The 22,893-nt window shown below is 68.1% G+C and carries 20 protein-coding genes; 13 read left to right on the forward strand and 7 right to left on the reverse strand.

What is annotated here, in order from left to right; all coding sequences use genetic code 11:
• Positions 1-333: 333 nt before the first annotated feature.
• Together VNN10_00110 and VNN10_00115 are read left to right on the forward strand one after the other, a co-directional pair.
• The gene (locus VNN10_00110; GenBank protein HXH20404.1) at positions 334-1,125 is read left to right on the forward strand and encodes an SDR family oxidoreductase; all 792 of its coding nucleotides are present in this window, start codon (positions 334-336) and stop codon (positions 1,123-1,125) included.
• Between the two features lie 47 nt (positions 1,126-1,172).
• Positions 1,173-2,090 (forward strand): aminoglycoside phosphotransferase family protein, encoded by a 918-nt coding sequence (locus VNN10_00115; GenBank protein HXH20405.1) that lies wholly within the window; start codon positions 1,173-1,175, stop codon positions 2,088-2,090.
• Between the two features lie 82 nt (positions 2,091-2,172).
• Here the strand turns inward: VNN10_00115 and VNN10_00120 are convergent, their stop codons facing one another.
• Complete coding sequence (locus VNN10_00120; GenBank protein ID HXH20406.1) at positions 2,173-3,429, reverse strand: acyl-CoA dehydrogenase family protein; 1,257 nt, start codon at positions 3,427-3,429, stop codon at positions 2,173-2,175.
• A gap of 343 nt (positions 3,430-3,772) precedes the next feature.
• On the opposite strand from VNN10_00120, the gene VNN10_00125 reads away from it, so the two are divergent.
• The 3 genes from VNN10_00125 (at position 3,773) to VNN10_00135 (ending at position 7,475) form a co-directional block, all read left to right on the forward strand.
• Positions 3,773-4,840, forward strand: coding sequence for a glycosyltransferase family 4 protein (locus tag VNN10_00125; GenBank protein HXH20407.1), 1,068 nt, complete (start codon positions 3,773-3,775; stop codon positions 4,838-4,840).
• Positions 4,833-5,075 (forward strand): hypothetical protein, encoded by a 243-nt coding sequence (locus VNN10_00130; protein HXH20408.1) that lies wholly within the window; start codon positions 4,833-4,835, stop codon positions 5,073-5,075. The genes VNN10_00125 and VNN10_00130 overlap by 8 nt, the downstream gene beginning before the upstream one ends.
• 237 nt (positions 5,076-5,312) lie before the next feature.
• Entirely contained in the window at positions 5,313-7,475 is a 2,163-nt protein-coding gene (locus tag VNN10_00135; GenBank protein ID HXH20409.1) for a glycogen debranching N-terminal domain-containing protein, read from the forward strand.
• Between the two features lie 24 nt (positions 7,476-7,499).
• On the opposite strand, the gene VNN10_00140 is transcribed toward VNN10_00135, so the two are convergent.
• Entirely contained in the window at positions 7,500-8,894 is a 1,395-nt protein-coding gene (locus VNN10_00140; protein ID HXH20410.1) for an NAD-dependent succinate-semialdehyde dehydrogenase, read from the reverse strand.
• A 197-nt stretch (positions 8,895-9,091) separates the two neighbouring features.
• Here VNN10_00140 and VNN10_00145 point away from each other — a divergent pair, with 197 nt between their 5' ends.
• Together VNN10_00145 and VNN10_00150 are read left to right on the forward strand one after the other, a co-directional pair.
• A complete protein-coding gene (locus VNN10_00145; GenBank protein HXH20411.1) occupies positions 9,092-10,513 on the forward strand; it encodes a class II fumarate hydratase in 1,422 nt (473 codons plus the stop codon).
• A 153-nt stretch (positions 10,514-10,666) separates the two neighbouring features.
• Entirely contained in the window at positions 10,667-11,728 is a 1,062-nt protein-coding gene (locus VNN10_00150) for an ATP-dependent DNA ligase (GenBank protein HXH20412.1), read from the forward strand.
• Between the two features lie 24 nt (positions 11,729-11,752).
• Here VNN10_00150 and VNN10_00155 read toward each other — a convergent pair whose 3' ends face one another.
• The 3 genes from VNN10_00155 to VNN10_00165 form a co-directional block, all read right to left on the reverse strand.
• On the reverse strand, positions 11,753-13,828 hold the full coding sequence (locus tag VNN10_00155; GenBank protein ID HXH20413.1) for a molybdopterin cofactor-binding domain-containing protein: 2,076 nt from the start codon (positions 13,826-13,828) through the stop codon (positions 11,753-11,755).
• Positions 13,825-14,292 carry a (2Fe-2S)-binding protein gene (locus VNN10_00160; GenBank protein HXH20414.1) on the reverse strand — a complete coding sequence of 156 codons (468 nt, stop codon included), beginning with the start codon at positions 14,290-14,292 and terminating at the stop codon, positions 13,825-13,827. The genes VNN10_00155 and VNN10_00160 overlap by 4 nt, the downstream gene beginning before the upstream one ends.
• Positions 14,293-14,377: 85 nt before the next feature.
• On the reverse strand, positions 14,378-15,058 hold the full coding sequence (locus VNN10_00165) for a Crp/Fnr family transcriptional regulator (protein HXH20415.1): 681 nt from the start codon (positions 15,056-15,058) through the stop codon (positions 14,378-14,380).
• 155 nt (positions 15,059-15,213) lie between these two features.
• Here VNN10_00165 and VNN10_00170 point away from each other — a divergent pair, with 155 nt between their 5' ends.
• The 3 genes from VNN10_00170 to VNN10_00180 all read left to right on the forward strand — a co-directional run bounded on the left by VNN10_00170 (position 15,214) and on the right by VNN10_00180 (position 17,878).
• Positions 15,214-15,954 (forward strand): MBL fold metallo-hydrolase, encoded by a 741-nt coding sequence (locus VNN10_00170; GenBank protein ID HXH20416.1) that lies wholly within the window; start codon positions 15,214-15,216, stop codon positions 15,952-15,954.
• Positions 15,955-16,107: 153 nt separating this feature from the next.
• Entirely contained in the window at positions 16,108-17,544 is a 1,437-nt protein-coding gene (gene gltA, locus VNN10_00175) for an NADPH-dependent glutamate synthase (GenBank protein ID HXH20417.1), read from the forward strand.
• A gap of 55 nt (positions 17,545-17,599) precedes the next feature.
• Complete coding sequence (locus VNN10_00180; GenBank protein ID HXH20418.1) at positions 17,600-17,878, forward strand: hypothetical protein; 279 nt, start codon at positions 17,600-17,602, stop codon at positions 17,876-17,878.
• Between the two features lie 6 nt (positions 17,879-17,884).
• Here VNN10_00180 and VNN10_00185 read toward each other — a convergent pair whose 3' ends face one another.
• The gene (locus VNN10_00185) at positions 17,885-19,168 is read right to left on the reverse strand and encodes an MFS transporter (protein ID HXH20419.1); all 1,284 of its coding nucleotides are present in this window, start codon (positions 19,166-19,168) and stop codon (positions 17,885-17,887) included.
• Positions 19,169-19,241: 73 nt separating this feature from the next.
• Here VNN10_00185 and chrA point away from each other — a divergent pair, with 73 nt between their 5' ends.
• Complete coding sequence (gene chrA, locus VNN10_00190; protein HXH20420.1) at positions 19,242-20,417, forward strand: chromate efflux transporter; 1,176 nt, start codon at positions 19,242-19,244, stop codon at positions 20,415-20,417.
• Positions 20,418-20,498: 81 nt separating this feature from the next.
• Here the strand turns inward: chrA and VNN10_00195 are convergent, their stop codons facing one another.
• Positions 20,499-21,482, reverse strand: coding sequence for an MBL fold metallo-hydrolase (locus tag VNN10_00195; GenBank protein ID HXH20421.1), 984 nt, complete (start codon positions 21,480-21,482; stop codon positions 20,499-20,501).
• Positions 21,483-21,745: 263 nt separating this feature from the next.
• Between VNN10_00195 and VNN10_00200 the strand changes: the two genes are divergently transcribed.
• Together VNN10_00200 and VNN10_00205 are read left to right on the forward strand one after the other, a co-directional pair.
• Positions 21,746-22,537: an alpha/beta hydrolase gene (locus VNN10_00200; protein HXH20422.1), complete on the forward strand. Its 792-nt coding sequence runs from the start codon at positions 21,746-21,748 to the stop codon at positions 22,535-22,537.
• Between the two features lie 269 nt (positions 22,538-22,806).
• Positions 22,807-22,893: LysR family transcriptional regulator (locus VNN10_00205; protein HXH20423.1), on the forward strand; the 87-nt coding region annotated here is incomplete at its 3' end.

The raw sequence follows: 22,893 nt of genomic DNA on the forward strand, positions 1-22,893 counted from the left end.
CCCTCGCGGGCCAGCGTGAGGGCGATGCTGCGCCCCATGCCGCGGCCGGTAGAGCCGGTGACGAGGGCAACGCGGCCTTCGAGCTCCATGGCCGGAGGATACACGGAGGGAGGGACGAAAGAGGATGGTGGATGGGGGTCGGTTGTCGGAGGTGGGCGAGGAACAGGGGTTTTGGGCCGCAGCTCCGACCGGAGGATGAGTGAGCGGCGGAGGTCGGCGCGTCAGCGTAGGGGTCCTGGGCGGAAGTACGAGGCGGTTCACGGGCTTCCCCGGCGCGCGGCCGGCCGGAGTCGTCTCTGGCTCCGAAGGAGTGCCGGGACTACAATCGCATGCGTGGCAGAGAAGCCCCTCCAAGGGAAGGTCGCGCTCGTCACGGGCAGCTCGCGCGGCATCGGCCGGGCGATTGCGCTCAAGCTCGGCTCGCTCGGCGCCTGGGTCTTCGTCAACTATGTCCGCAGCGAGGACGAGGCGAGAGAGGTGGTGGCGCAACTGGAGGCGATGGGTAGCGGCGGCGCGGCGCTCAAGGCCGATATGGGGGACCTCGACGCCGTCCAGCAGATGTTCGAACGCGTCCGGGAGCAGAGGGGCGAACTGCACATCCTGGTGAATAGCGCCGCCCGCGGCCTGCAGCGTCCGCGGAGCGCGATGGCCTCGCTGCCGAACCACCTCCGAAACACGTTCGAGGTCAACGTCCTCGGCCCCTGGTTCGCGGCCAAGGCCGCGGTCCCGCTGATGGAACGGGGCGGGGGCGGCGCGATTGTCAACATGACGAGCCTGGGCGCCCAGCGCTACATGCCGAGCTACGCGGCTGTAGGCGTCACGAAGGGCGCATTGGACACGCTAACTCGCTACCTCGCCGTCGAGTTGGCGCCGAAGAACATCCGCGTGAACGGCGTCTGCCCGAGCTGGGTAGAGGAAACGAGCGGCGTCACTGCCCTGCCGGATGCCTACGGTGAGGCCCTGCGGCAGGCCTCCCCGGCAGGCCGCTACGTCACGCCCCAGGACGTCGCGAACGTGGTCGCCTGGCTTTGCGGGCCCGAGTCAGAAATGATCATCGGACAGAACATCATCATTGACGGGGGGCTGACGTTAGTCGGCGTGCTAGGCGTGCCGCCGAGAGACTAGGTCTCCGGCAAGAGGCCACCGGGGCCGCTCTCCCTTACCATGCGAGCGTGCTCGGCGGCCAGTCCAGGGCGGTACCTTCGGACCTGCAGCTCGAGCGCGCGACGCGGACCGTGCACGGACGGGCGTGGCGGGAGGCCCTGCCCGCTCTCGTGGCAGCGTTGGCGCGCGACTGGGTTCTGCGGCTCGGCGCGCCCTTCCCCGGCCTGAGCTACAACTACGTGGCGCCGGCCGAACTTCCCGACGGCTCGCCGGTGGTGCTCAAGGTGTGGTCCCCTGACGACCGCGAGTTCGCCGCTGAGGTCGAGGCGCTCCGCCTCTACGACGGAGACGGGGCCGTGCGGCTCCTTCGTGTGCAGATGGATGCGCGCGCCATGCTCCTCGAGCGAGCGGAGCCGGGGACGGACCTCTGGCGGCTCGCAGACGAGGGCCGCCAGATCGAGATCACGGCATCTATCATGCGACGCCTCTGGCGGGCGCCGCCTGCCGGTTCCAGCCTTCTGAGGTCCGCCGAGGAGTTCGAACGGATGGAGGCCGTGGCGCCGGCGCTCGCCCGCGATGGCTTCCCTCTCCGGCGGGTGAAGGCCGCGAGGGCCATCATGCGCGACCTCGAAGCCGAAGGGCCGCTGCTGGTCCTGCACGAGGACCTGCATCAGGCGAACATCCTCGCGTCTCAGCGTGAACCGTGGCTGGCCATCGACCCCCACGGCGTCATCGGGCCGCCGGCGCTGGACGCCATGCAGATGATCCTCAACGTCATCTGGCGGGAGCTCGACCCCGCGGAGTGGCGAAAGATCGCCGCGCGCTACGTCGCGGCGCTGGCGGAGGCGCTGGGCCTGGAGCGAGAGGCCTTGCGCCTCGCCGGCGTGGCCCGCTGCGTCCTCGAGGCCTTCTGGACGCTCGAGGACCACGGGCGCGGCTGGGAAAAGGACATTGCCGCGGCGGATGCCTTCGCAGCCGCGATCTGACAGCGCGGCGGGTTTCGGGAGATGTGCGAAGGGCCGGGATCACCGGCCCTTCGTTCCGACTGCTGTTTGCCAGCTACCGGCGCTAGTCCCTCGGCAGGCCCAGGCCGCGCTGGGCGATGATGTTGCGCTGGATCTCGCTCGTGCCCGCGGCGATGGTGCCGGAGACGCTGCCAAGGTAGCTCCTGGGGTACTGGGCCCGGTTGGGAGCGTACGGCGACTGCGGGTCGTAGTTGAGGCCGTAGAGGCCGATGAGCTTCATGCCCGTGGCCGCGATCCTCTGGTTAAGCTCCGAGCGGTAGAGCTTGCCCATCGAGGCCTCGTAGTTCGGGATCATGCCCACGTTCTGGAGGTGAAGGATGCGGTAGACGAGCATCTCCAGCACGTTGCACTCCACCATCCGGTCCGCGATCTCGAGGCGGACTTTCGGATTGCGCAGGAGGGTGTTGTAGTCCTTGTCGCGGGTCTCCCGCGCGAACTTCGCCAGCCGCTCGACGGACTTGCGGGCGGTGATCGCGGCGCCGACGCCTGAGCGCTCGTAGTCCAGCGTCGTAGTGCCGACGTACCAGCCGCGGTTCACTTCACCGACGATGTTCTTCGCCGGGACGCGCACGTTGTCGAAGAAGACCTGGTTGAAGCCCGCGGCGCCTGTCATCTGCACCAGGGGCTTCAGGGTGATGCCCGGGCTGGTGAAGTCGACGAGGAAGTAGGTGATGCCGCGGTGCTTGGGTGCATCCGGGTCGGTGCGGGCCATCATGAACATCCAGTTCGCGTACTGTGCGCCGGACGTCCAGATCTTGGTCCCGTTGATGATGTAGTCGTCGCCGTCCTTGACCGCCCGAGTCTGCAGCGAGGCGAGGTCCGAACCGGCGCCGGGCTCGGAGAACCCCTGGCACCAGCGGGTCTCGCCGGACAGGATCTTCGGCAGGTGCTCCGCCTTCTGCTCGTCCGTGCCATGGACGATGATGGTGGGCCCTGCCAGCGAGATGCCCATGCCACCGACCTGCGGCGCGCCCGCCTCGGCCATCTCCTGGCTGAGGATGAACTGCTGCATGACGGTCATTTCGGCGCCGCCGTACTGCTTGGGCCACGCGGGCGCCACCCAGCCGCGCTCGTAGAGGCGCTTGCGCCACTCCGCCAGGGGGCCGCTCTCCCGCCGGAAGCCCTCGCCGCCGGCGCGCGTGCGCCGCAGCTCTTCTTCGTCGCGCCGGTTCCGGGCGATGGGCCCTTCGCCAAAGCCCTCGTCATCGGCGCCACGTAGCTCCCTGGGCAGGTTTTCCTTGATGAAGTTGCGGACTTCCTGCCGCCACGCGGCTTCTTCAGGCGTATCCGTCAGTCGCATGCTCTCGCTCCTTGGCCTCTTGTTCTCTGCGGGGTCTAATCGGGCGCCCTGATTATACGCAGACATGCGCTTCACAGGTAGCCATCCGCGCGCGCCTTTACGTCCCGGTCCCAGCCTCCCGTGCCCTCCAGGCACGCGCCAACCGCCGTCAAGGCGAGACGCAGGCCGCCCTTTCGCCAGCGCCGGGGTCCAGTTCGCCAGGGCCGCTGCCCCGGCTTCCAGAGGCCCACCAGATGGCAGCCGGCCTCGTATACGTTCTTGTAACAATTGCCCGCGGCGGTGTTACGTCCCGATCGGGGGCCTTCGGGCATGATTGGGCTCAGTCCCGAGAGGAAGGGCCCCTTTGCGCATTTTGCAGCTTGCTCCCATCTGGGAGACCGTGCCGCCGCCTGCCTATGGCGGCACTGAGACCGTGGTCAGTTGCCTGACAGAGGAACTGGTGCGGCGCGGCGCCGAAGTCGTCCTCTGCGCCTCCGGCGACTCTCGCTCGTCCGCCGAGCTTCGCTCCTACTTCCCGCGTAGCCTGCGGCCGGCCGGGCTCACTGACGAAGCGCTTCAGTACTCCCTGATGCACGTCACCTTCGCTCTGAGAGATGCCGCGGACTTCGACATTGTCCACAACCACAACGGTCCGCCCTCCGAGCTCGGGATGGCGCTCAGCCATCTCACGCCGGCGCCAATGCTGTCTACGCTGCACAACAACCTCTCCAAGGAGACCGAGTTCATCTGGAGCCACTACCGGGGCTGGTACAACACAATCAGCAGCGCGCAGTACCGCGCCTTGCCCTGCCTGCCCCGGGCCCGTTACGCCGGCGTAGTCCACAATGGCATAGACCTCGATGCCTATGAGTTCGCGGAGAGGAAGTCGGACTACGCGCTCTTTATCGGGCGCTTCGCCCCGGAGAAGGCCCCGCACCTCGCGATCGAGGCCGCGCGGCGGGCAGGGGTCCGCATCCTGCTCGCCGGAAAGATAGGCGCGCCGGACGAGCGCGACTACTTCGAAGCCGAGGTGCGGCCACGCCTTGACGGCGCCTCAGCAGAGTTCCTGGGCGAGGCGGGCGGCGAGCTCAAGCGCGCTCTCTTCAGAGACGCCCGCTGCCTCCTGGCCCCAATCCAGTGGGAGGAGCCCTTTGGCCTGGTGATGATCGAAGCGATGGCCTCCGGCACGCCGGCGATTGCCTTCCGGCGAGGGGCAGCGCCGGAGTTGATCGACCACGGACGCACCGGCTACCTCGTCGACGATGTGGCCTCCATGGCGGAGGCGATCGAGGCGTGCGGCGCGATAGACGCGCATGCCTGCCGCCGTCACGTCGAGCAGTCCTTTGGCCCGGCCGCGCTGGCCGACAACTACCTGCGCCTCTACGAGGAGATCATCGAGGCGGAGAGCGAAGGAAGGGTTGCCCTTGAGTAGCACCTACAACACACAGCTCGCGGCGCTCGAGCGGCACCTCACGAACCTGGTGTGCAAGACTATGGAGTGCGACTTCGAAATGGTCGGCGTGTCCGTGTCTGGCCAGCTGGTCCGCATCCAGGGCGTGGCGCCGAGCTATGCGGCCAAGGCTCGCGCGACCGCGGCGGTGCGCGAGGCAGGCTACACCCAGATCGAGAACCGGCTTCGCGTGGCCCCGGGGATCGCCATCAGGTAGGAGCCATTTCCGCCCATCACCGGGCGACAAGCGTCTTGCCGGCAGGGTGTGGCGTGAGAGCAGCAGCGCCGCGCCCCTCCGGCGGTAGATCTATGAGGCCAACCTTCGTGCCGGTTGGGGCCATCCGGGCATTGCGCGCGACGGCGTGCCTTCCGGCTGATGATGGGCCTGTTGCACAACCCCGGGCAGTGGCATGATCTGTGCGCGCCATCCTGATGCGGACGACCCGGGCTCCTCTTGACCGAACCTGCACGCGCTCGTAGCTGGGAGTACCTGCCCGACGTCTTCGGCGGCGTCGAGAGCATCAGTGACGCCCACATCGTGCGTGAAGGGGGCGTGTTTCTCCTCACCGACTACGCCGGACGGGTACCCGCGGGGAACAAGCGCGGCCTGGGCCTGTACCATCGCGATACCCGCCACCTCTCGACGTACCACTTCACGCTCAGCGGCGCTGACCCCGTCGTCCTCCTGTCCACTTCTGACTCCGGCCACAGCCTGGAGCAGGTCCTGGGCAACCACAAAGCGGTTACGGGAGAGGGATGGGTCATCGGGCGCTGCACGGTCGAGGCCGCCCGCAGCCTCACCGTGGGTAGCGGCCTCGAGGAGAGGCTGCGCATCACGAACTACAACCCCTTCCCTGTAGTCGCCGAGCCAGGCTACGCCTTCGGCGCCGACTTCGCCGACATCTTCGAAGTGCGCGGCCATGTCCGCTCCCATGCAGGCCACCACTTGAGACCAGAAGTGGACCGGCAGTCCGTGATCTTCCGTTACACCGGCGCCGATGGGGTCCTGCGCTCGACGCGGCTGCTCTTCGACACACCCCCGGACCATCTCACGGACTCGCACGCTTCTTACCGGATCGAGCTCGGCCCGCACCAGTCGGTGGAGTTGCGCCTGCAGGCCTTCGTCGAGGCGGAGGGCGCGCCTTCGGCCCCCGGCGTACGGTTCCATCGCGCCGCCCAGGACTACGCGCGCTGGCAGGAGACTTTCACCTCGATAGAGACGGACAACGAGGTATTCAACCGCGTCCTCGGCCGCAGCTTCACCGACTTGCGCATGCTCGTATCGGAAGACCCCTCCGGCGGCCGGTATTTCGCGGCGGGCACGCCCTGGTTCGATGCGCTCTTCGGCCGCGACAGCCTGATCACGGCGTCACAGCTCCTGCCGTACCGCGCCGACCTCGCGCGCGAGTGCCTCTTCCTCCTCGCCAGGTACCAGGGCAGCCGGATCGATCCGTTCTCCGCCGAGGAGCCGGGGAAGATACTGCACGAGCTCCGCAAAGATGAGCTGTCGGCCATCGGCGAGCTTCCTTACGGCCGCTACTACGGCAGCGTGGACTCCACGCCGCTGTTCCTGCTGCTGGCCGGCGAGTACTACGAGTGGACGGCGGACCTGGCGGCAATGCGCGCCCTGCGCCCCAACCTGGCGTCCGCCCTCCGCTGGGTGCGCGAGTTCGGCGTAGCGGATGGCGCCTACCTCACATATCAAACGGACAGCCCGACGGGCCTGCGCAACCAGGGCTGGAAGGACTCCGAGAACTGCGTGGTCCACGACGACGGCTCGCTGTGCGAGGGCCCGATCGCCCTTGCGGAGGTCCAGGGCTACCTTTACGCGGCCCTGCGGCGGCTGGCGCGCATCTTCGCGGCGCTGGACGAGCCCGAGCAGGCGGAGGAATGCCGGCGCGAGGCTTCTGCGCTCATGAGGCGCTTCCGTGAGGACTTCTGGCTGGCCGACCGGCGCCTCGTGCCCATGGCCCTGGACGGTGCTGGCCGTCCGGCGGCCCTGGCTTCGAACGCGGGCCAGGTCCTCTGGAGCCGCATCCTCACCGACGAGCAGGCTGAGGCGGTGCGCGACCAGATGTTCAGCAACGAGATGTTCTCCGGCTGGGGTATCCGGACCCTCGCGAGCAACAACCCCGCCTACAACCCCGTCGGTTACCACCTGGGGACGATATGGCCGCACGACAACGCCATCATTGCCGCCGGGCTGAAGCGCCACGGCTTTGACGAGGAGACGAACGAGATCGCCACGGCAATGTTCGACGCGGCGGTCTCGCTGCCGTCCTTCCGGCTGCCGGAGGTGTACGGCGGGCACCCGCGCTCCATGCACCAGCCGCCCGTACCCTATCCGGTGGCCTGCCGGCCTCAGGCCTGGGCCGCCGGCGCCGTGCTCATGGTCCTGGCCGCGATGCTCGGGCTCGCGCCGGACGCGCCCAACGGCAAGCTTTATCTCGTGCGGCCCCGGCTGCCGCACTGGCTGGGCCGCGTCTCGCTGCGCGGCCTGCGAGTGGGGCGTGGCGCTGTGGACCTCACGTTCCTGCACTCTCACGGGCGCACACGGGCGCATGTCGACCACGCCGACGGCGTCGAGGTCGTGCAGAGCGACAGCTGGCCTGACTAACAGGCGCACCGCGGCGGCGTGCGTTTACTCGCTCGTCTTGCGCTCCTCGCGCGCGGGGCCGACCCAGACCGTCTGGACGTTGACGAACTCGCGGATGCCGAATTCGCTCAGTTCGCGGCCATAGCCGCTGCGCTTCACGCCCCCGAAGGGCAGACGCGGGTCCGAAGCCACCATGCCGTTTATGAAGACCGATCCCGCCTCGACCTCGCGTGCGATAGCCTTCGCGCGCTGGATATCCCGCGTCCAGATGCTGGCGCCCAGCCCGTACTTCGAGCGGTTGGCGAGGGCGATGGCCTCGGCGTCATCGCGGGCTCGCACCACGGCGGCGACGGGCCCAAAGGTCTCTTCGTCAAACGCCGGCATCCCCGGCTCTACGGCGGTCAGGACGGTGGGTAGGTAGAAGTAGCCCCGGCGCTCGGGCGCGTGACCTCCGCACGCGACCCGGGCGCCGGCCTCGATGGAGCGCTGGACCTGTCCGGCGAGGTCGTCGCGAAGGTCGGCCCGGGCCAGCGGCCCCACCTCAGTCTCGCGCTGCACGGGGTCGCCGACGCGCAGCCGGGAGACGGCCTCCGCGAACCTGGCCTCGAACTCGTCCGCCAGGCTTTCGACCACGATGAAGCGCTTCGCGGCGATGCAGCTCTGGCCAGTGTTCTGGTTCCGGGCCGTCACTCCGGCGCGGACCGCCGCCTCCATGTCGGCGTCCCCGAGCAGGACGAACGGGTCGGAACCGCCGAGCTCCAACACTGTCTTCTTCAGGGCCCGGCCTGCTGCCTCAGCGACCTTCGAGCCGGCGGCGTCACTGCCGGTAAGGGTCACGGCTCGGACGCGCTCGTCGGCGATGATGGCTTCGACCGCCCGCGAACCAACGAGCAGCGTCTGGAACGCTCCCTCCGGGAAACCCGCCTCGCGGAACACGCGCTCGATTGCCAGCGCGCACTGCGGCACGTTCGACGAGTGCTTGAGGATGCCGACGTTGCCTGCCATGAGCGCGGGGGCGGCAAAGCGGAAGACTTGCCAGAAGGGGAAGTTCCAGGGCATGACCGCCAGCACCGGGCCAAGAGACTCAAAGGCGATGTAGCTCTCGCTGGCCGCGCTCTCGCGGCGGACCGGGGCGAGGAAGGCGGCGGCGTTTTCGGCGTAGTAGTCGCAGGCCCAGGCGCACTTCTCGACCTCGGCCTCTGCCTGCGTAATCGGCTTGCCCATCTCGAGCGTGATCAAGAGGCCAAGGCGCCCCTTCTCCCGCCGCAGGTAGGCAGCCGCTGCCCGCATCAGGGCTGCTCTGTCCTCGATGCTCGCCCGTCGCCACTCCCGGAAGCAGGCCTCGGCGCGGGCGAGCGTGGCCTCGACTTCGGCCGGCGTCGCTTCATCGAAGCGCGCCAGCACCTCTTCGGTTGCCGGGTTGATCGACTCGATGGGCATTGGACACCTCCTGACCGTACTGCCTCGCTTCCTCGTGCTTCGTCCTTACTTCCTGCCTCCAGCCTCCCTGTTCCTGCCCCCTTGATCCCTGCCTCCTGTCCCTATCTTCCGGCCCTTGCGGCTGCATTGCGAGTAGCAGAGCCTGAGGGAGGCTTTCAGCGTTGTACGATGGACTCTCGGGGGCAAGGAGCGCCCAGATGAACAACGGCGAAACGCGCACCGAGCGCGACTCAATGGGGCCGATGGAGGTCCCCGCCCGCGCTTATTACGGCGCCTCGACTATGCGCGCCGTACTCAACTTCCCCATCAGCGACCTGCGCTTCCCGAGGTCATTCATCCGCGCCCTGGGCCTCATCAAGCTGGCGGCCGCCGAGGTCAACCGCGACCTCGGGCTGCTAGAGCCCCGGTTGGCGGCGGCGATCATAGACGCCGCCCAGGAGGTCGCGGACGGGCTGCTCGACGCGGACTTCGTCGTGGACATCTTCCAGACGGGTTCCGGCACGTCCACGAATATGAACGCGAACGAGGTCATTGCAGCCCGCGCTTCGGAACTCCTGGGCCAGGGCATCGGCAGCCGCGCGGTGCACCCGAATGACCACGTCAACATGTGCCAGTCTTCCAATGACGTGATCCCGACGGCAATCCACCTCTCCGCGCTGATGGAGATCGAATCGCGACTGGAACCCGCGCTGGACAACCTGCGCCAGGCGCTTGCCGGGAAGGCGAAAGAGTTCTGGGGCGTGATCAAGACCGGCCGCACCCACCTCCAGGACGCTACGCCGATCCGCCTCGGGCAGGAGTTTCGCGGTTACGCGGGCCAGGTAGCCTACGGCATCCTTCGCCTGGAGCACGCCAAGGCCCAGCTGCGGGAGGTGGCCCTGGGCGGCACAGCGGTAGGCACAGGCATAAACGCGCACCCGGAGTTCGCGGCCCGGGTCTGCGCGCGGGTTTCCGCCCTCGCGGGCGTCGAGGTACGGGAGACTGCGAACCACTTCCAGGCGCAGTCGACGCTGGATGCGGTGCTCGAGGCCAGCGGCTCGCTGCGGACGGTAGCCGTGAGCCTGGGGAAGATAGCGAACGATATCCGTTGGATGGGCTCGGGGCCGCGAGCGGGGCTCGGCGAGCTTATTCTCCCCGAGGTCCAGCCCGGCAGCTCCATCATGCCGGGCAAGGTAAACCCTGTCATACCGGAGTCAGTGATCCAGGTGGTGGCGCAAGTCATCGGGAACGACGCGACGATCAGCGTGGCGGCGCAGGGCAGCTACTTCGAGTTGAACACGATGATGCCGGTGGCCGCCTATAACCTTCTCCAGTCGATTACCCTCCTGGCGGCGGCGGCGGACAACTTCGCGAGCAAATGCGTGGCCGGCCTCAAAGCGACGTCCAGGGGGCCCGAGCTGGTGGAACGCGGCCTCGCCATCGCCACCGCCCTGGCCCCACGGATCGGCTACGACGCCGCCGCGGCGATCGCGAAGGAGGCCGCGGAGAGCGGCCGCACGGTGCGCGAGGTGGCGCGGGAGCGCACGGGCCTCACGGACCTGGAGCTGGACCAGCTGCTGGACCCTGCCGCGATGGTGGAGCCGCGGGCAGACCAGGCGGGCCGGTCCGGCGGAGGTTAGACGCGCGGCGCGGCGCAGCTTCAGGCATCGAGAGCCTGCCCCGAATCCGTGGTTGCCCTGCCGCCGGAGGCCGGGAGCGGTGGTTCAAGGTTGCAGGACGGCCCTCGCCCGTCAGCCTCGGGCAAGCGGACAGCGTGGGGCTATGATGGCGCCATGGCCCTGAAGCTTCCCTTTCAGCCACCCCTGGAGCACATGCTCGCGAAACTGGAGCCGGAGATACCCACCGGTCCTCAGTGGCTCTACGAGCCCAAGTGGGACGGCTTTCGCTGCCTAGTCTTCTACGACGGGACCGATCTCTACCTCCAGAGCAGGGACCTCAAGCCGCTGGGACGCTACTTCCCGGAATTGGAGGAAGGCCTGCGGAGAGTGCTGCCGAAGCCCCTCGTCGCCGACGGCGAGGTCGTGATCGTGACCGAGCACGGCCTCGACTTCGACGCGCTGCAGCTGCGCATCCACCCGGCGGAGTCGCGGGTGCGGATGCTGGCGGAGCAGACGCCCTCGTCCTTCGTTGCCTTCGACCTGCTAGCGGAGGGCGAGGAGGACCTGCGCCAGGCGCCCTTCGGGGAGCGCCGGCGACGCCTGGAGAAGCTGCTCGGCGAAGCCGGGCCGCCGGTGCACGTAACGCCGGCCACCGACGACGCCGCCAAGGCCCGTGACTGGTTCGAGCGCTTCGAGGGCGCGGGCCTCGACGGGGTGATCGCGAAGCGCAGGGACGAGCCCTACCGCCCCGGCGTCCGTTCGATGGTGAAGGTGAAGCATCTCCGCACGGTCGACTGCGTGGTCGGCGGCTTCCGCTGGAACCGCGGCGAGGAAGGGAAGTCGGTTGGCTCGCTCCTCCTCGGCCTCTACGACGAGAGGGGCGTCTTCCACTTCGTGGGACACACGTCCAGCTTCAAGGCCAAGGAGAAGCGCGAGCTTGTCGACTTTCTGGCGCCCTACGTCGTGGAGGACGGCGGCGTCGGCTTCGGCAAGGGCCGGACGCCGGGGGCCGTCAGCCGCTGGACACGCGCGGCAGGCCGGGACCCCGCCGACTGGGTACGCCTGCGCCCGGAGCTGGTCTGCGAGGTGACGTTCGACTACCTGCAGGGGCCGCGTTTCCGGCACGCCGCTACTTTCCGGCGCTGGCGGCACGACAAACCACCGGAGGCCTGCACCTTCGACCAGATCGCGACCACGGTGCCGTACGAGCTACGCGAGGTGTTCGCGGCGAGGTAGCCGCTCGGCCGGTGCGCTTGCCCTTCAGCTGAGGTGGCGCTGGATCGGGAGCTCGCGGATGCGCTGGCCCGTGCGGTCGAAGACGGCGGCGGCCAACGCGCCGGCCATTGGTACGATGCCGGGCTCGCCGGCGCCCGTCGACGGCGTCGCCGGGTCACCGACGAGGTGCACCTCGATCTCTGGCGCATTGTTGATCCGCGGCACACGATAACGCGCGAAGCCTGAGTTCAGCAGGCGCCCGTTCTCGAAGTCGATCGCCTCGTAGAGGGCGGCGCCCATGCCCATGACGATGGCGCCCTCCGTCTGGTTCTTTGCGCCCTCCGGGTTCACCACCAATCCGCAGTCGAGGGCGGAGACCACGCGTCCAGGGCGCACCTCGTTGCCCTGGACGTCGACCTCGAGGCAGAGGGCGACATAGCTGCCGACGTCGAGGCCGATCCCGAGGCCGACGCCCCGGCCGGAGGGAGGCTTCGAGCTCTGCCAACCGAAGCGCTCCATCGCCGTCTCCAGCACCCGGCGGAAGCGGGGGTGCGAGAGGTGCCGAAGGCGAAGCTCCCCGGGGTCGGCGCCGACGGCGGCGGCGATTTCGTCCATGTGGGCCTCGCGGGCGAAGTGGTTCACCGCGCCGCCGAGGGAGCGATAGGAGCCGGCGCGAAGGGGGCTATCGCCCGCCGCGACGACGACCTTCGTATTCGGGATGTCGTAGGGGGATTCGGAGCCCCGGCGCCCGATCATCGGCCGCTCGCCGGCATGGTAGGCGGTGAACTCCCAGGCGACGATGGTGCCGTCGTCCTTGAAGCCGCTCTTGACCTGGATGAGGGCGGCCGGCCGGAAGGTGGACCAGACCGTCTCCTCCTCCCGCGTCCAGGCGACGCGCACCGGCCTGCCCGCAAGCCGGGCCAGCCGCGCAGCCTCCAAGGCGACTGGATAGTAGCTCTTGCTGCCGAAGCCGCCGCCGACGTCAGGCGTTATCACGCGCACCTGGTTCTCGGGAATCCCGAAGCGCTGCGCCATCTCCGAACGCACGCCGAAGGGGCGCTGGGTGCCCGCCCAAAGCGTCAAATGGTCGCCCTCCCACACCGCTACGGCAGCCTTGGGCTCCATGGGGGCGTTTGAGATGTACGGGACGTAGTAGCTCGCTTCCAGTATCTGGTCGGCCTGCCTGAAACCCTGCTCGAGGGAGCCGACGTCCTGGGTGGTCATGTGCTCGCGGGCTGTCTCGACAAGCAGGCGAGGCATGTCGAAGCGCGAGGGCTGGCCCTGCTGCTCCTCCCAGCGGGCCTGGACGAGGCGCGCGGCGAAGGCGGCCTGCTCGTCCGTCTCCGCGAGCACCGCGAGCAGGTCTTCGTCGCGAATTACCGCGACGACGCCGGGCAGGCGCTCGGCGATCGAGAGGTCGGCGTCGATGAGCTTCGCGCGGAAGGAGGGCGGGCGGATGATCTTCGCGTGCACGACTCCGGGCGGCAGGATGTCCTGCGAGTACTTCGTGCGGCCGGTGACCCTCTCGACGGCGTCGACGCGCGTCTGAGGCCTCCCCATGACGGTGAACTCGTCTGCCGGAGTGAGGCTGGCGTCCTCGGCAATCTCGCGCGAGAGTTCCTGTCCGGCCACGAGGTCGCCGTAGGTGAGCCGCCGCGAAGGGTCGTGGCGCGGCGATACGGCCCCGTCGGCAGCCACGAGTTCGCTCACGGGAAGGTCGAACCGGTTGGCGGCAAGCTCCAGAAGCGCTTCGCGCGCCGTCGCGGCTGCGCGGCGCAGCTGCAGGCCAACGCGGGCCGTGGACTGGCTGCCGAAGGTGCCCATGTCCCAGGGCACGAGGTCGGTGTCAGAGAGGATGACTTCGACCGCATCCAAGGGAGCGCGCAATTCGTCCGCGACTTCGATGGCAAGGCCGGTGCGTATGCCCTGGCCGTACTCCACCTTGCCCGCGTAGACGGTGACCCGCGAGTCCGGGCCGACGCGCAGCCAGGTGGCGGTCGGCGCCGGAGGCGTGGTGTTCGCGTAAGCGACGCTGCGGAAGGTGTTCGGGGCCGGCGGGAAGCCCATCGCCACCTGTCCGACGATCCGGAGTCCTTCCGTCGGGAGAGCTACCTGGGTCACTTGACACCTCGGGATATGGTCGCGGCCGCCCTCTCGACGGCGCGCTGAATGCGCTGATACGTGCCGCAGCGGCACATGTTCTCCGCCAGCGCCTCGCGGATCTGCTCGCGGCTGGGGCTGCGGTCGCGGTTGAGGAGGCCCACGGCGCTCATGATGAAGCCGGGGATGCAGTACCCGCACTGCATGGCGGACTCTTCTACGAAGGCCTGCTGCACCGGATGGAGGCGACCGTCGCTGGCCAGCCCCTCGATCGTCGTTACGGAGCCTCCGGCGACGGCGCCGGCAGTGGTCATGCAGGCCTTCAAGGGGCGGCCGTCGACCAGGACCGTGCAGGCGCCACAGAGGCCTTCGCCGCAGCCGTACTTCGTGCCCGTGAGGCCGAGGTCGTATCGGAGGAAGCTGAGGAGGTTGCGCGAAGGGTCTGGGACCTCCGTTTCGGTCCCGTTCACCTTGATGGATGCCATGGCTGTCCTTTCTAGCGTGTAGAGGATAGGACATGCGGGCAAGGCGCTACAGCCCGACGACGCCGGCAAGGCCGAAGCCAGAGCGTCAGTTGACCTCTCGCAGGGCCTGCGGGTCCTTCAGTTCCACGTAGCCCCTGCCGGCCTCGATCCAGCCCTTCGCGGCAAAGGCGCCGAGTTGCTTGTTGACGCTCTCGCGGCTCACCCCGAGCATCGAGGCGAGCGCGCTTTGGGTTGTGGTGACCCGCGCGCCCGGCCGGGCCACGCCGGCCGCGTCCTTCGGCTCGGCGAGCCTGAGGAGCCTTCGGGCGAGTCGGTGGGAGAGGTCGAAGAACGCCAGGTCCACGAAAGCCTCATTGGTGCTCCTCAGTCGCAAGCTCAGGGTCTCCAGGAGGAGCAGCGCAGACTTCGGCTTGTCCGAAAGCCAGCGGATGAAGTCGTTTCGTGTCACCACGAGCGTCCGGGTTGGCTGGTTCGCGATGGCGTTGGCCGAGCGCGGCCTGCCGTCGAGGATCGCCAGCTCGCCGAAACATTCGCCGGGGCCAAGGATCGCCATCGTAGTCTCGTTGCCACCCGGCGCCACCACGTCGATTCGCACGGCGCCCTCGACTATGGCGTGCAGCGAATCACCCGGTTCTCCCTGACGGAAGATCACTGCGCCGGTACGAAAGGTCTGTACCCGGGCAATGGCGGCGAGTTCGCGAAGGTCGTCGCGTGGCAGTTTTGCGAGGAGCGGAAGCTCCAGGAAGACCTGTTCGTGTTCTTGCATGCAAAGGCGCTCTGCTACATTGTTGGCCTAAGGCATAGCCATTGTGAAGTGCTTAATAGATGGTGATGCCTGGCGCCCTTAAGATCGGCCGTGTTCGTGCCGATATCTCGGTCGGTGGGTTACACCTATCGAGGGCGAAGGGGGTACCACGGTAGGTGGCAAACAGGGACAAGGAAACACTCGAGCTTCTCTTCCTCGGCACAGGTAACGCGTTCGCTGCGGAGGGAAGCGCGTTCAACTCCTTCGTCCTCAATGGGCGCTACCTCTTCGATTCGGGCCCAACCGTCCTCCAGCAACTGCGCCGCTCCAAGACGAACCCGGACGACATCGACGTAATCCTCATCAGCCACTTCCACGGCGACCACTTCTTCGGGTTGCCGTTTCTTTTTCTGGAATTCTGGCGCCGGGAGCGCCGCAAGGACCTGATCATCGCCGGCCCTCCGGGGGTCGAGCAGCGCGCCGAGACGCTCTTCGAGACCGGGTTCCCTGGCATGCCGGTCCGCCCCAACGCCTACCGCCGCCGCTACATCGAGGTGCGGGACGGCCTCGAGTGTGAGGCCGCCGGTATCGAGTTCACGGCCGCGAAGGTCGAACACGTAGCCGCGCTCGAGTGCTTCGCCTACAGGGCGCATGTCGGGGGCCGGACGCTGATGTACTCCGGCGACTCGAAGCTCTGTGATGGCCTGCTCCGCCTGGCGCCGGGAGCAGAGGTCCTGGTGATGGACTGCTCCAACGGCGGCGACCCGGTGCACATGAGCCAGAAAGACGTCGCCGTTGTCCGCCAGAAGGCCTCCGAGAAGGCGACGACGATCGTCACCCACCTCGATGGCTTCCCGCCGCCGCTCGAACTGGATGGCGTCCTCGTGGCGCACGACCTGGCGCGCTTCCGCTTGTAGCGCCCCAGCCGCCAGCCCTCACGATCCCCGGGCCGCCGGCCACCCTTCCCGAGTACCGGGTATCTAGCGCCGTAGAGAGCCGCGTTTACATCCCGCGGCCGGGGACGCTAGACTCGTTCTACCCGACGCCTCACCCGGGCAGGAGGCAGGCACATGAGCTTGGATGTCAGGCGCCGGCTGCAGATCCCGCGCCAGCCGATCAAAAAGCAAGACCCGCAGACCCGCGTCCATAACTGGGACGAGGTCTTCCTCGGCTTCGACCTCGAGTCCGCGAAGGTGGAGGCGGCTCGCTGCATCCAGTGCCCCACGGCGCCCTGCCAGCAGGCCTGCCCTGTCCACAACGATATCCCCGGCGCCTTCGCCCTCCTCGAGAAGGGTGATGTTATCGGCGCGGCACGGGTCTTCAGGGAGACGAGCAACCTCCCGGAGCTTTGCGGCCGCCTCTGCCCGCAGGAGAAGCTGTGTGAGGGCGAGTGCGTGGTCGCTTTCGCGATCCGGCCGGGCATGCCGCCGCAGCCGCCCGTGGCGATCGGCAAGCTGGAGTCGTTCGTAACCGACTACGAGCGGCGCACGGTCGGCCTCAACCCGCCGCCCCTGCCGGCGCCCACGGGCCGGAGCGTGGCGATCATAGGCGCCGGGCCGGCGGGCCTCGCCGTTGCGGAGCAGCTCGTACTACTTGGCCACCGCTGCGTGGTCTACGACGCCTGGCCGGAACCGGGCGGCATCCTGCTCTACGGCATCCCCAACTTCAAGCTGGCCAAGTCGGTGCTCGACGACAAGATCGACTACCTGCGCAAGTGCGGCGTGGAGTTCATCTGCAACACGGTCATAGGCCGCGACATAACGATCGACGACCTCATGGACAAGCACGGCTTCGATGCCGTATTCGTCGGCACCGGCGCGCCCGTAGGCGGGCGGCTGGCCATCCCTGGCGAGGACCTGAAGGGCGTTTATCAGGCCACGGAGTTCCTCGTCCGCGGCAACCTGAAGCCGGAGCAGTTGCCGGCCGACATGCGTGAGCCCATGCGCGTAGGGCGGCGGGTGGTGGTGATCGGCGGCGGCGACACGTCGATGGACTGCGTGCGCACAGCCGTGCGCCTGGGAGCGCAGGAGGTCACCTGCGTCTACCGGCGCACCGAGAATGAGATGCAGGGACGCGTCGAGGAGCGGATCCACGCCCGCGAGGAAGGCGTGAACTTCGAGTTCCTCACGATCCCGCTGCGCTTCCTCGGTGACGAGGAGGGCCGGGTGCGGGCGGTGCAGTGCCAGAAGATGGCCCTCGGCGAGCCAGACGAGTCGGGCCGCAGACGGCCGGTCCCCGTACCGGGCTCCGAGTTCCTGATCGAGGCTGATACCGTGGCGATCGCCATCGGCTACAACGCCGACCCGTTGATCCCCAAGCGGACCATCGGCCTAGAGGCCGACCGCTGGGCGCTGATAAAGATCGACCGCGAGACCGGCCAGACGAGCCGCAAGGGCGTCTTCGCCGGCGGCGACAACGTCAACGGCGCCGACCTCGTGGTCACGGCGCTGGCGGACGGTCGCCGGGCCGCGGTGGCGATCGACAAATACCTGCGCTCGCTACCTTAACGGCCGCGGCGCCGCCCTCGTGTTTCGAGCATCTCGCCTGGCTCGACTGGCCGTCTTGCTCCTGGCGGCGACGGCCGCCGTCCTCCTTGCCTGCACGACTCCACAGGGGACTCCGGTAACTTACAAGAACGAGACCGGCCTCAGCCTTACCGTGACCAACGACGACTTCCTGCTGACCACCCTTGCCCCCACTGAGAGCAAGCGCATTACGACGAAGGAGAGCCTGCTCCCCGACCGCATCCGGGCCTACGACGAGCGCAACAATCTCGTGTTCGACCGCACGGTCACGTGGGAGGACCTGAAGGCCTCGGGGTTCGTCGTCGTGATCAAATAGCGTGCCTCAGGGCACGGCCACGAGGTCGGTCCGGACCGCGGCCAGCCTCCCGTCGCGAAAGATGTGCCTCAGCGGCAAGCGCACCACGTACATCCCGGCGAGAAGGGCCAGGTAAAGCGCGGCCGGCGCCAGGAACAGCAAAGGCACGTGCCAGATGTCCGCCAGGGCGCCATTGATCAGGTTCACCCAGGCCATGAGGCCGCCGGCGAAGAGCAGGTAGAAGCTCATGACCCGTCCCCGCAGCGCGTCCGGTGCGGCGGACTGGACCATCGCGCCGCAGAGGGCCATGAATGCCGCCTGAGAGGCGCCCATTGTAAAAGTCCCGGCCAGGGCCACGGGGAGGCTCATCAGGTGCATCGGGAGGCCCATCAGCATCGGCGAGAGGCCGCTGACCACGGCGAAGAGCAGCAGCATCCGTCCGGCGGAAGCGCCGCGTATGCCGCCGGTGTACAGCGAGCCGGCAAGGGCGCCGGCGCCCACGCCCATGGCGAGCATGCTGAAGTTCGCGCCGCCATGGGACTCGAGACGCTGCACGGCGAAGACGGGCAGTAACGAGTCGAAAGACATCGTCAGGGCGCAGTGGAACATGACAAGGAGCATGAGCGTGGCCACGGAAGGCGTGTGCAGCACGTAGGCAAGGCCTTCGCGAAGGTCTTCCAGGGCGGTCGACCTGCGGGCCGAGCCCGGCAGGACCGAGGCGCCGATGCGCAACACGGCCAGGCTGGAGAGCGCGTAGAAGCCGGCGGCCAGCAAGAACACGCCCTCCACGCCGAGGGTGTCGATCATCGGTATGACGACTGCGGGGCCGACCGCGCGGGTGCCAAAGGTCGCGACACTGCTTAGCGAGACAGCGTTTACCAAGGCCGCCTCCGGCACGGTGTTAGAGATCAGCGCCTGGCGCGCTGGCAGCTCCGCCGCCCGCGGGAGGCTCATCGCGACGGTTAGAAGCGCAAGCTGCCATGCTTCGATGGCGCCGGCAAGCGTAAGGACCGCGAGCAAGAGGCTGAAGGCGAAGCCAAAGGCCGTGCTCGCGGCGGCGAGCCGGCGGCGCTCATACCGGTCCGCGAGGACGCCGCCAATGGGACCCAGGACGAAGGGCAGGAATCCCGCGAAGGAGACCACACCTACCCACGTCGACGATGCCGTCAGCTCGTAAGCAAGCCAGCCGCGACCCACGATCAGGGTCCAGTTCGCGAGGCCGGCGCCGGACGTGGAGAGGAACAGGCGGCGATAATCCGCGTATGACAGCGATTCGAGGTAGCGGCCGGCGACTGCTGGCGACGAAGTCAAGCTCGCACTGCTCCGCGGGCGTTTTTGCGAGTCTACAACGCGCGGCAGCCGCTGCGTCTGCCTCCTGCCAGGCATGAGGCCGCAAGATCTTCAGGAGGCCAAGCCCGGCTCACTCGCCGAAGTTGCGGCGCTCTATCTGAAGCTCGGGGCCATCGCCTTCGGAGGGCCAGCCGCGCACATCGCGATGATGCGCGAGGAGGTCGTACACCGGCGCCGCTGGCTTGACGACCAGCGCTTCCTCGACCTCCTCGGCGCCACGAACCTCATCCCCGGCCCGAACTCGACGGAGATGGCGATCCACGTCGGTTTCCTGCGCGCGGGCTGGCGCGGACTCATTGCCGCCGGAGTGTGCTTCATCTTGCCGGCTGCCCTGATGGTGCTCGGCCTGGCCTGGGCGTACGTAGAGTACGGCACCCGTCCCGCGGCGACCTGGCTCCTCTATGGCATCAAGCCCGTGATCATCGCCATCGTGCTGCAGGCCTTGTACGGGCTGCTGCGGACGGCGGTGAAGAAGGCCTTCCTCGCCGGGGCCGGCGTGGCGGTCTTCGCCCTCTACCTCGCAGGGGCCAGCGAGTTGCTGCTGTTGTTCGGCGCAGGGGCGCTAGTCCTGTTGGTCGAAAACGGCCGGAGAATTCCCAGTGTCCTGGGGGCGGGCGCCGCGGCGCCGCCGATCGCCGCCGGCTTGCCGTTGCTGACGGCGACGGTGGCCGCCAGTCCCGCCGGGTACAGCGCCCTCACGCTGTTCCTGACCTTCCTGAAGATCGGGGCTGTCCTCTACGGTTCCGGCTACGTGCTGCTGGCCTTCCTCCGAAACGACTTCGTGGTGCGCCTGGGCTGGCTGACGCAGGAGCAATTGCTGGACGCGGTCGCCATCGGCCAGATGACCCCGGGCCCCGTCTTCACGACGGCGACCTTCGTCGGTTACGTAGTCGGCCGTTTCGAGGGCGCCGTCCTCGCCACGGTCGCGATCTTCCTGCCGTCGTTCTTTTTCGTGGCCGCTATCAGCCCCTTCGTCACCCGCCTGAGGGCGTCTCCCTGGGCTTCCAGCCTGCTCGACGGAGTCAACGTGGCGGCCATCGGGCTCATGGGCGGCGTGACCTGGCGCCTGGCCAACGACGCCATCGTAGACGCCCTCACGGCCGCGCTGGCGCTGGCGTCCCTCATCGCCCTGATCCGCTTCCGGGTGAACTCAGCCTGGCTGATCGCCGCCGGCGCGGCCGCCGGCCTCGCATACGGCGCGATTCGTTAGACGAGGGCCGAGCGCGAGTCCAGAGTGCAAGGCAAGCGACGCTCCCCCGCTCTGGGCTCGGCGACCTGGCGGCAGGCGAGTCTAGGGCAGGCCCCAGTACACGACGCCGTTCTCTTCCCAGGTGGTGAGGCGCCCTTCGTTCGCCAGGTAGCGCAGGTGAGAGAGCGTCTCGCCGACCGCGGAGCGGCGCATCCAGGGCGTAAAGTCTTCGAACTTGCCGGTGGCCCAGGTGACGTGACGGGCGATGTCGTAGGCGGTGTGCGCCCCGCCTTTGATGGCGTCGATCATCTCCTGAAGCCGGACCTCATGGTGGTGCTCCAGCTCATCGAGCCGCGCTTCGAGGTCGTCGAAGGAGTACTCGTGCGCCGGCAGGACCTTCTTCGTGCGAAGGCCGCGGAGTTTCTTGAGCGAACGCAGGTAGTCGCCGAGAGGGTCGGCGTCGGACTGGGGGTGGAGGCTGACGTTGGGCGAAATGGTCGGCAGGATGTGGTCGCCGGTAAGGATTAGCTCCTGCTTCTCCTCATAGAAGCAGATGTGTCCGGGCGTGTGGCCCGGCGTCCAGATCACCCGGAACTCGAGTCTGCCGATCCGCAGGCACTCCCCGTCGGCGAGGGTATGGTCGGGCTGCGTCTCCTGCACGAAGCGGCGGGCAGGCATGCTGGAATACTGCAGCTCCTGGCGCTCCTCTCTGGGGATGCCGTGCTTCGCCAGCCAGTCGCCGACCTGGTTCAGCAGGGGGCCGGGGTTCGTATAACGCGACTGGATGAAGCCGACCTCGCGCTCATGGAGGAGCACTTCGCAGCCCGCCTCTTCGCGGATGCGGCCCGCCATCCCGTAGTGGTCGGGGTGGATGTGCGTGGCGATGACGCGCTTGATGTCCTTGAAGCCGAGGCCCAGGTCTGCGAGCTGGCGCTTGAGCGAATCCACTGACTCGTCGGCGTTCCAGCCGGGGTCGATGAGCGTGTAGCCTCCCGGCATCTCGATCAGGTAGGGGAGCACGTAGCCGATGGGGTTGTTCGGGATTGGTACCTTTAGCTGGTAAAGCCCCGGGATGATCTCCGGCATTCTCTAGCCTTTCGCCGCGGTCGCCCGCGCTGCCCGCACTGCGGGCCCAAAGAAGTGCCCTTGCTTTCGCGCATAGGGCCTGAGCGCAGCGTAACACGAACTGCCCTTATCGTTAACGTCAGGGGGAGGGCCGAAGCCGCGAAGCGCCGTCATTCCGGGCCGGCAGAAAGGAGGCGGGAGGGGGACGAAGTCACCTCCCTCGCCGGATACCCTGCCCACCCGTCGCGTTCTCTCTTGGGGGCGTTGCCTGCTAAATTCGCTGCGTGCCATTCCTCCCGGTAAACGGCATCGAGCTCTATTACGAGGTCCATGGCAGCGGGCCGGCGCTCCTGTTCGCGCACGGGCAGGGTGGCAACCACCTGGTCTGGTGGCAGCAGGTCCCCTTCTTCCGCGAGCACTACACCTGCATCACCTTCGACGCGCGAGCCTTCGGGCGCAGCCACGACATCGACGGCAAGGGGCGCTCGTCCTTCGGGTCCGACGTCATCGGTCTCCTCGAACACCTGGGCGTCGAGGACGTGCGGGTCGTCGCCCACTCAATGGGTGGCCGCGTCGGTATCGCGCTCGCCCTGCGGTCGCACATCCCCTGCCGCGCCCTCGTGCTCTCGGGCACCAATGGCGGCGCCGTGGACGACGCCATCCGCGCCCGGCAGGAGGAGGCGGCGGCGGCGCGCGGGCATCAGGGCCTGGGCCCGCACTCCGTGGCTCCGTCATTCAAGCGCGAGCATCCAGACCTCTGGTTCCTCTACCAGGCCATCGGCCGGCTGAACCCGCCGCGGCCGCGCGACTTCCTTGCGTTGCCGCCGGGCTTCCGCGGCTCGACGGCGGAGCGCCTGGCCGCGAGCGGCGTGCCAATCCTCTATCTCGTGGGCTCAGAGGACACCGTCACGCCGCCGGACATGATCGAGATGTGTCACCGCATCGTCCCGGGGTCGCGGTTTCGGGTGATCGAGGGCGCGGGCCACTCCACTTACTTCGAGAAGCCAGACGTCTTCAACGAGACGGTGCTGCGCTTCCTGCGGGAGGCGGAGCAGCCCTCGAATCGCAAGGACTAACATCGAGGCCCGGGCGCCCGTCGACTCCGGCGTGCAGGCTCGCCAGAGGCGTACCAGGCGCTTCCCTCAGGGCGCCGTACCAGGCGGTCGTGGAGTTCGTGTCCCCGAGGGCCCGCCAACACGGCCGCCAAGGGTGGCACGGTGACTAGCACCACGGGAGTGCCAGGAGGGTCGCGGCGAGGGGGGCGGCGCCTTCGGACTGGCGACCTCGGGCGAAGTATAATCGAAATGCATCCTCGCGCTGAGCGTGATGCCTGGGAGTAATCTCGATGGAGCTGTATCAACTCGAGACCTTTCTGGCCGTAGCACGCGAGCAGAGCTTCACGCGCGCCGGCGAGATCCTCGGCCTTACGCAG

Source organism: Dehalococcoidia bacterium (assembly GCA_035574915.1).
In the GTDB taxonomy this organism is placed as follows: Bacteria; Chloroflexota; Dehalococcoidia; order DSTF01; family WHTK01; genus DATLYJ01.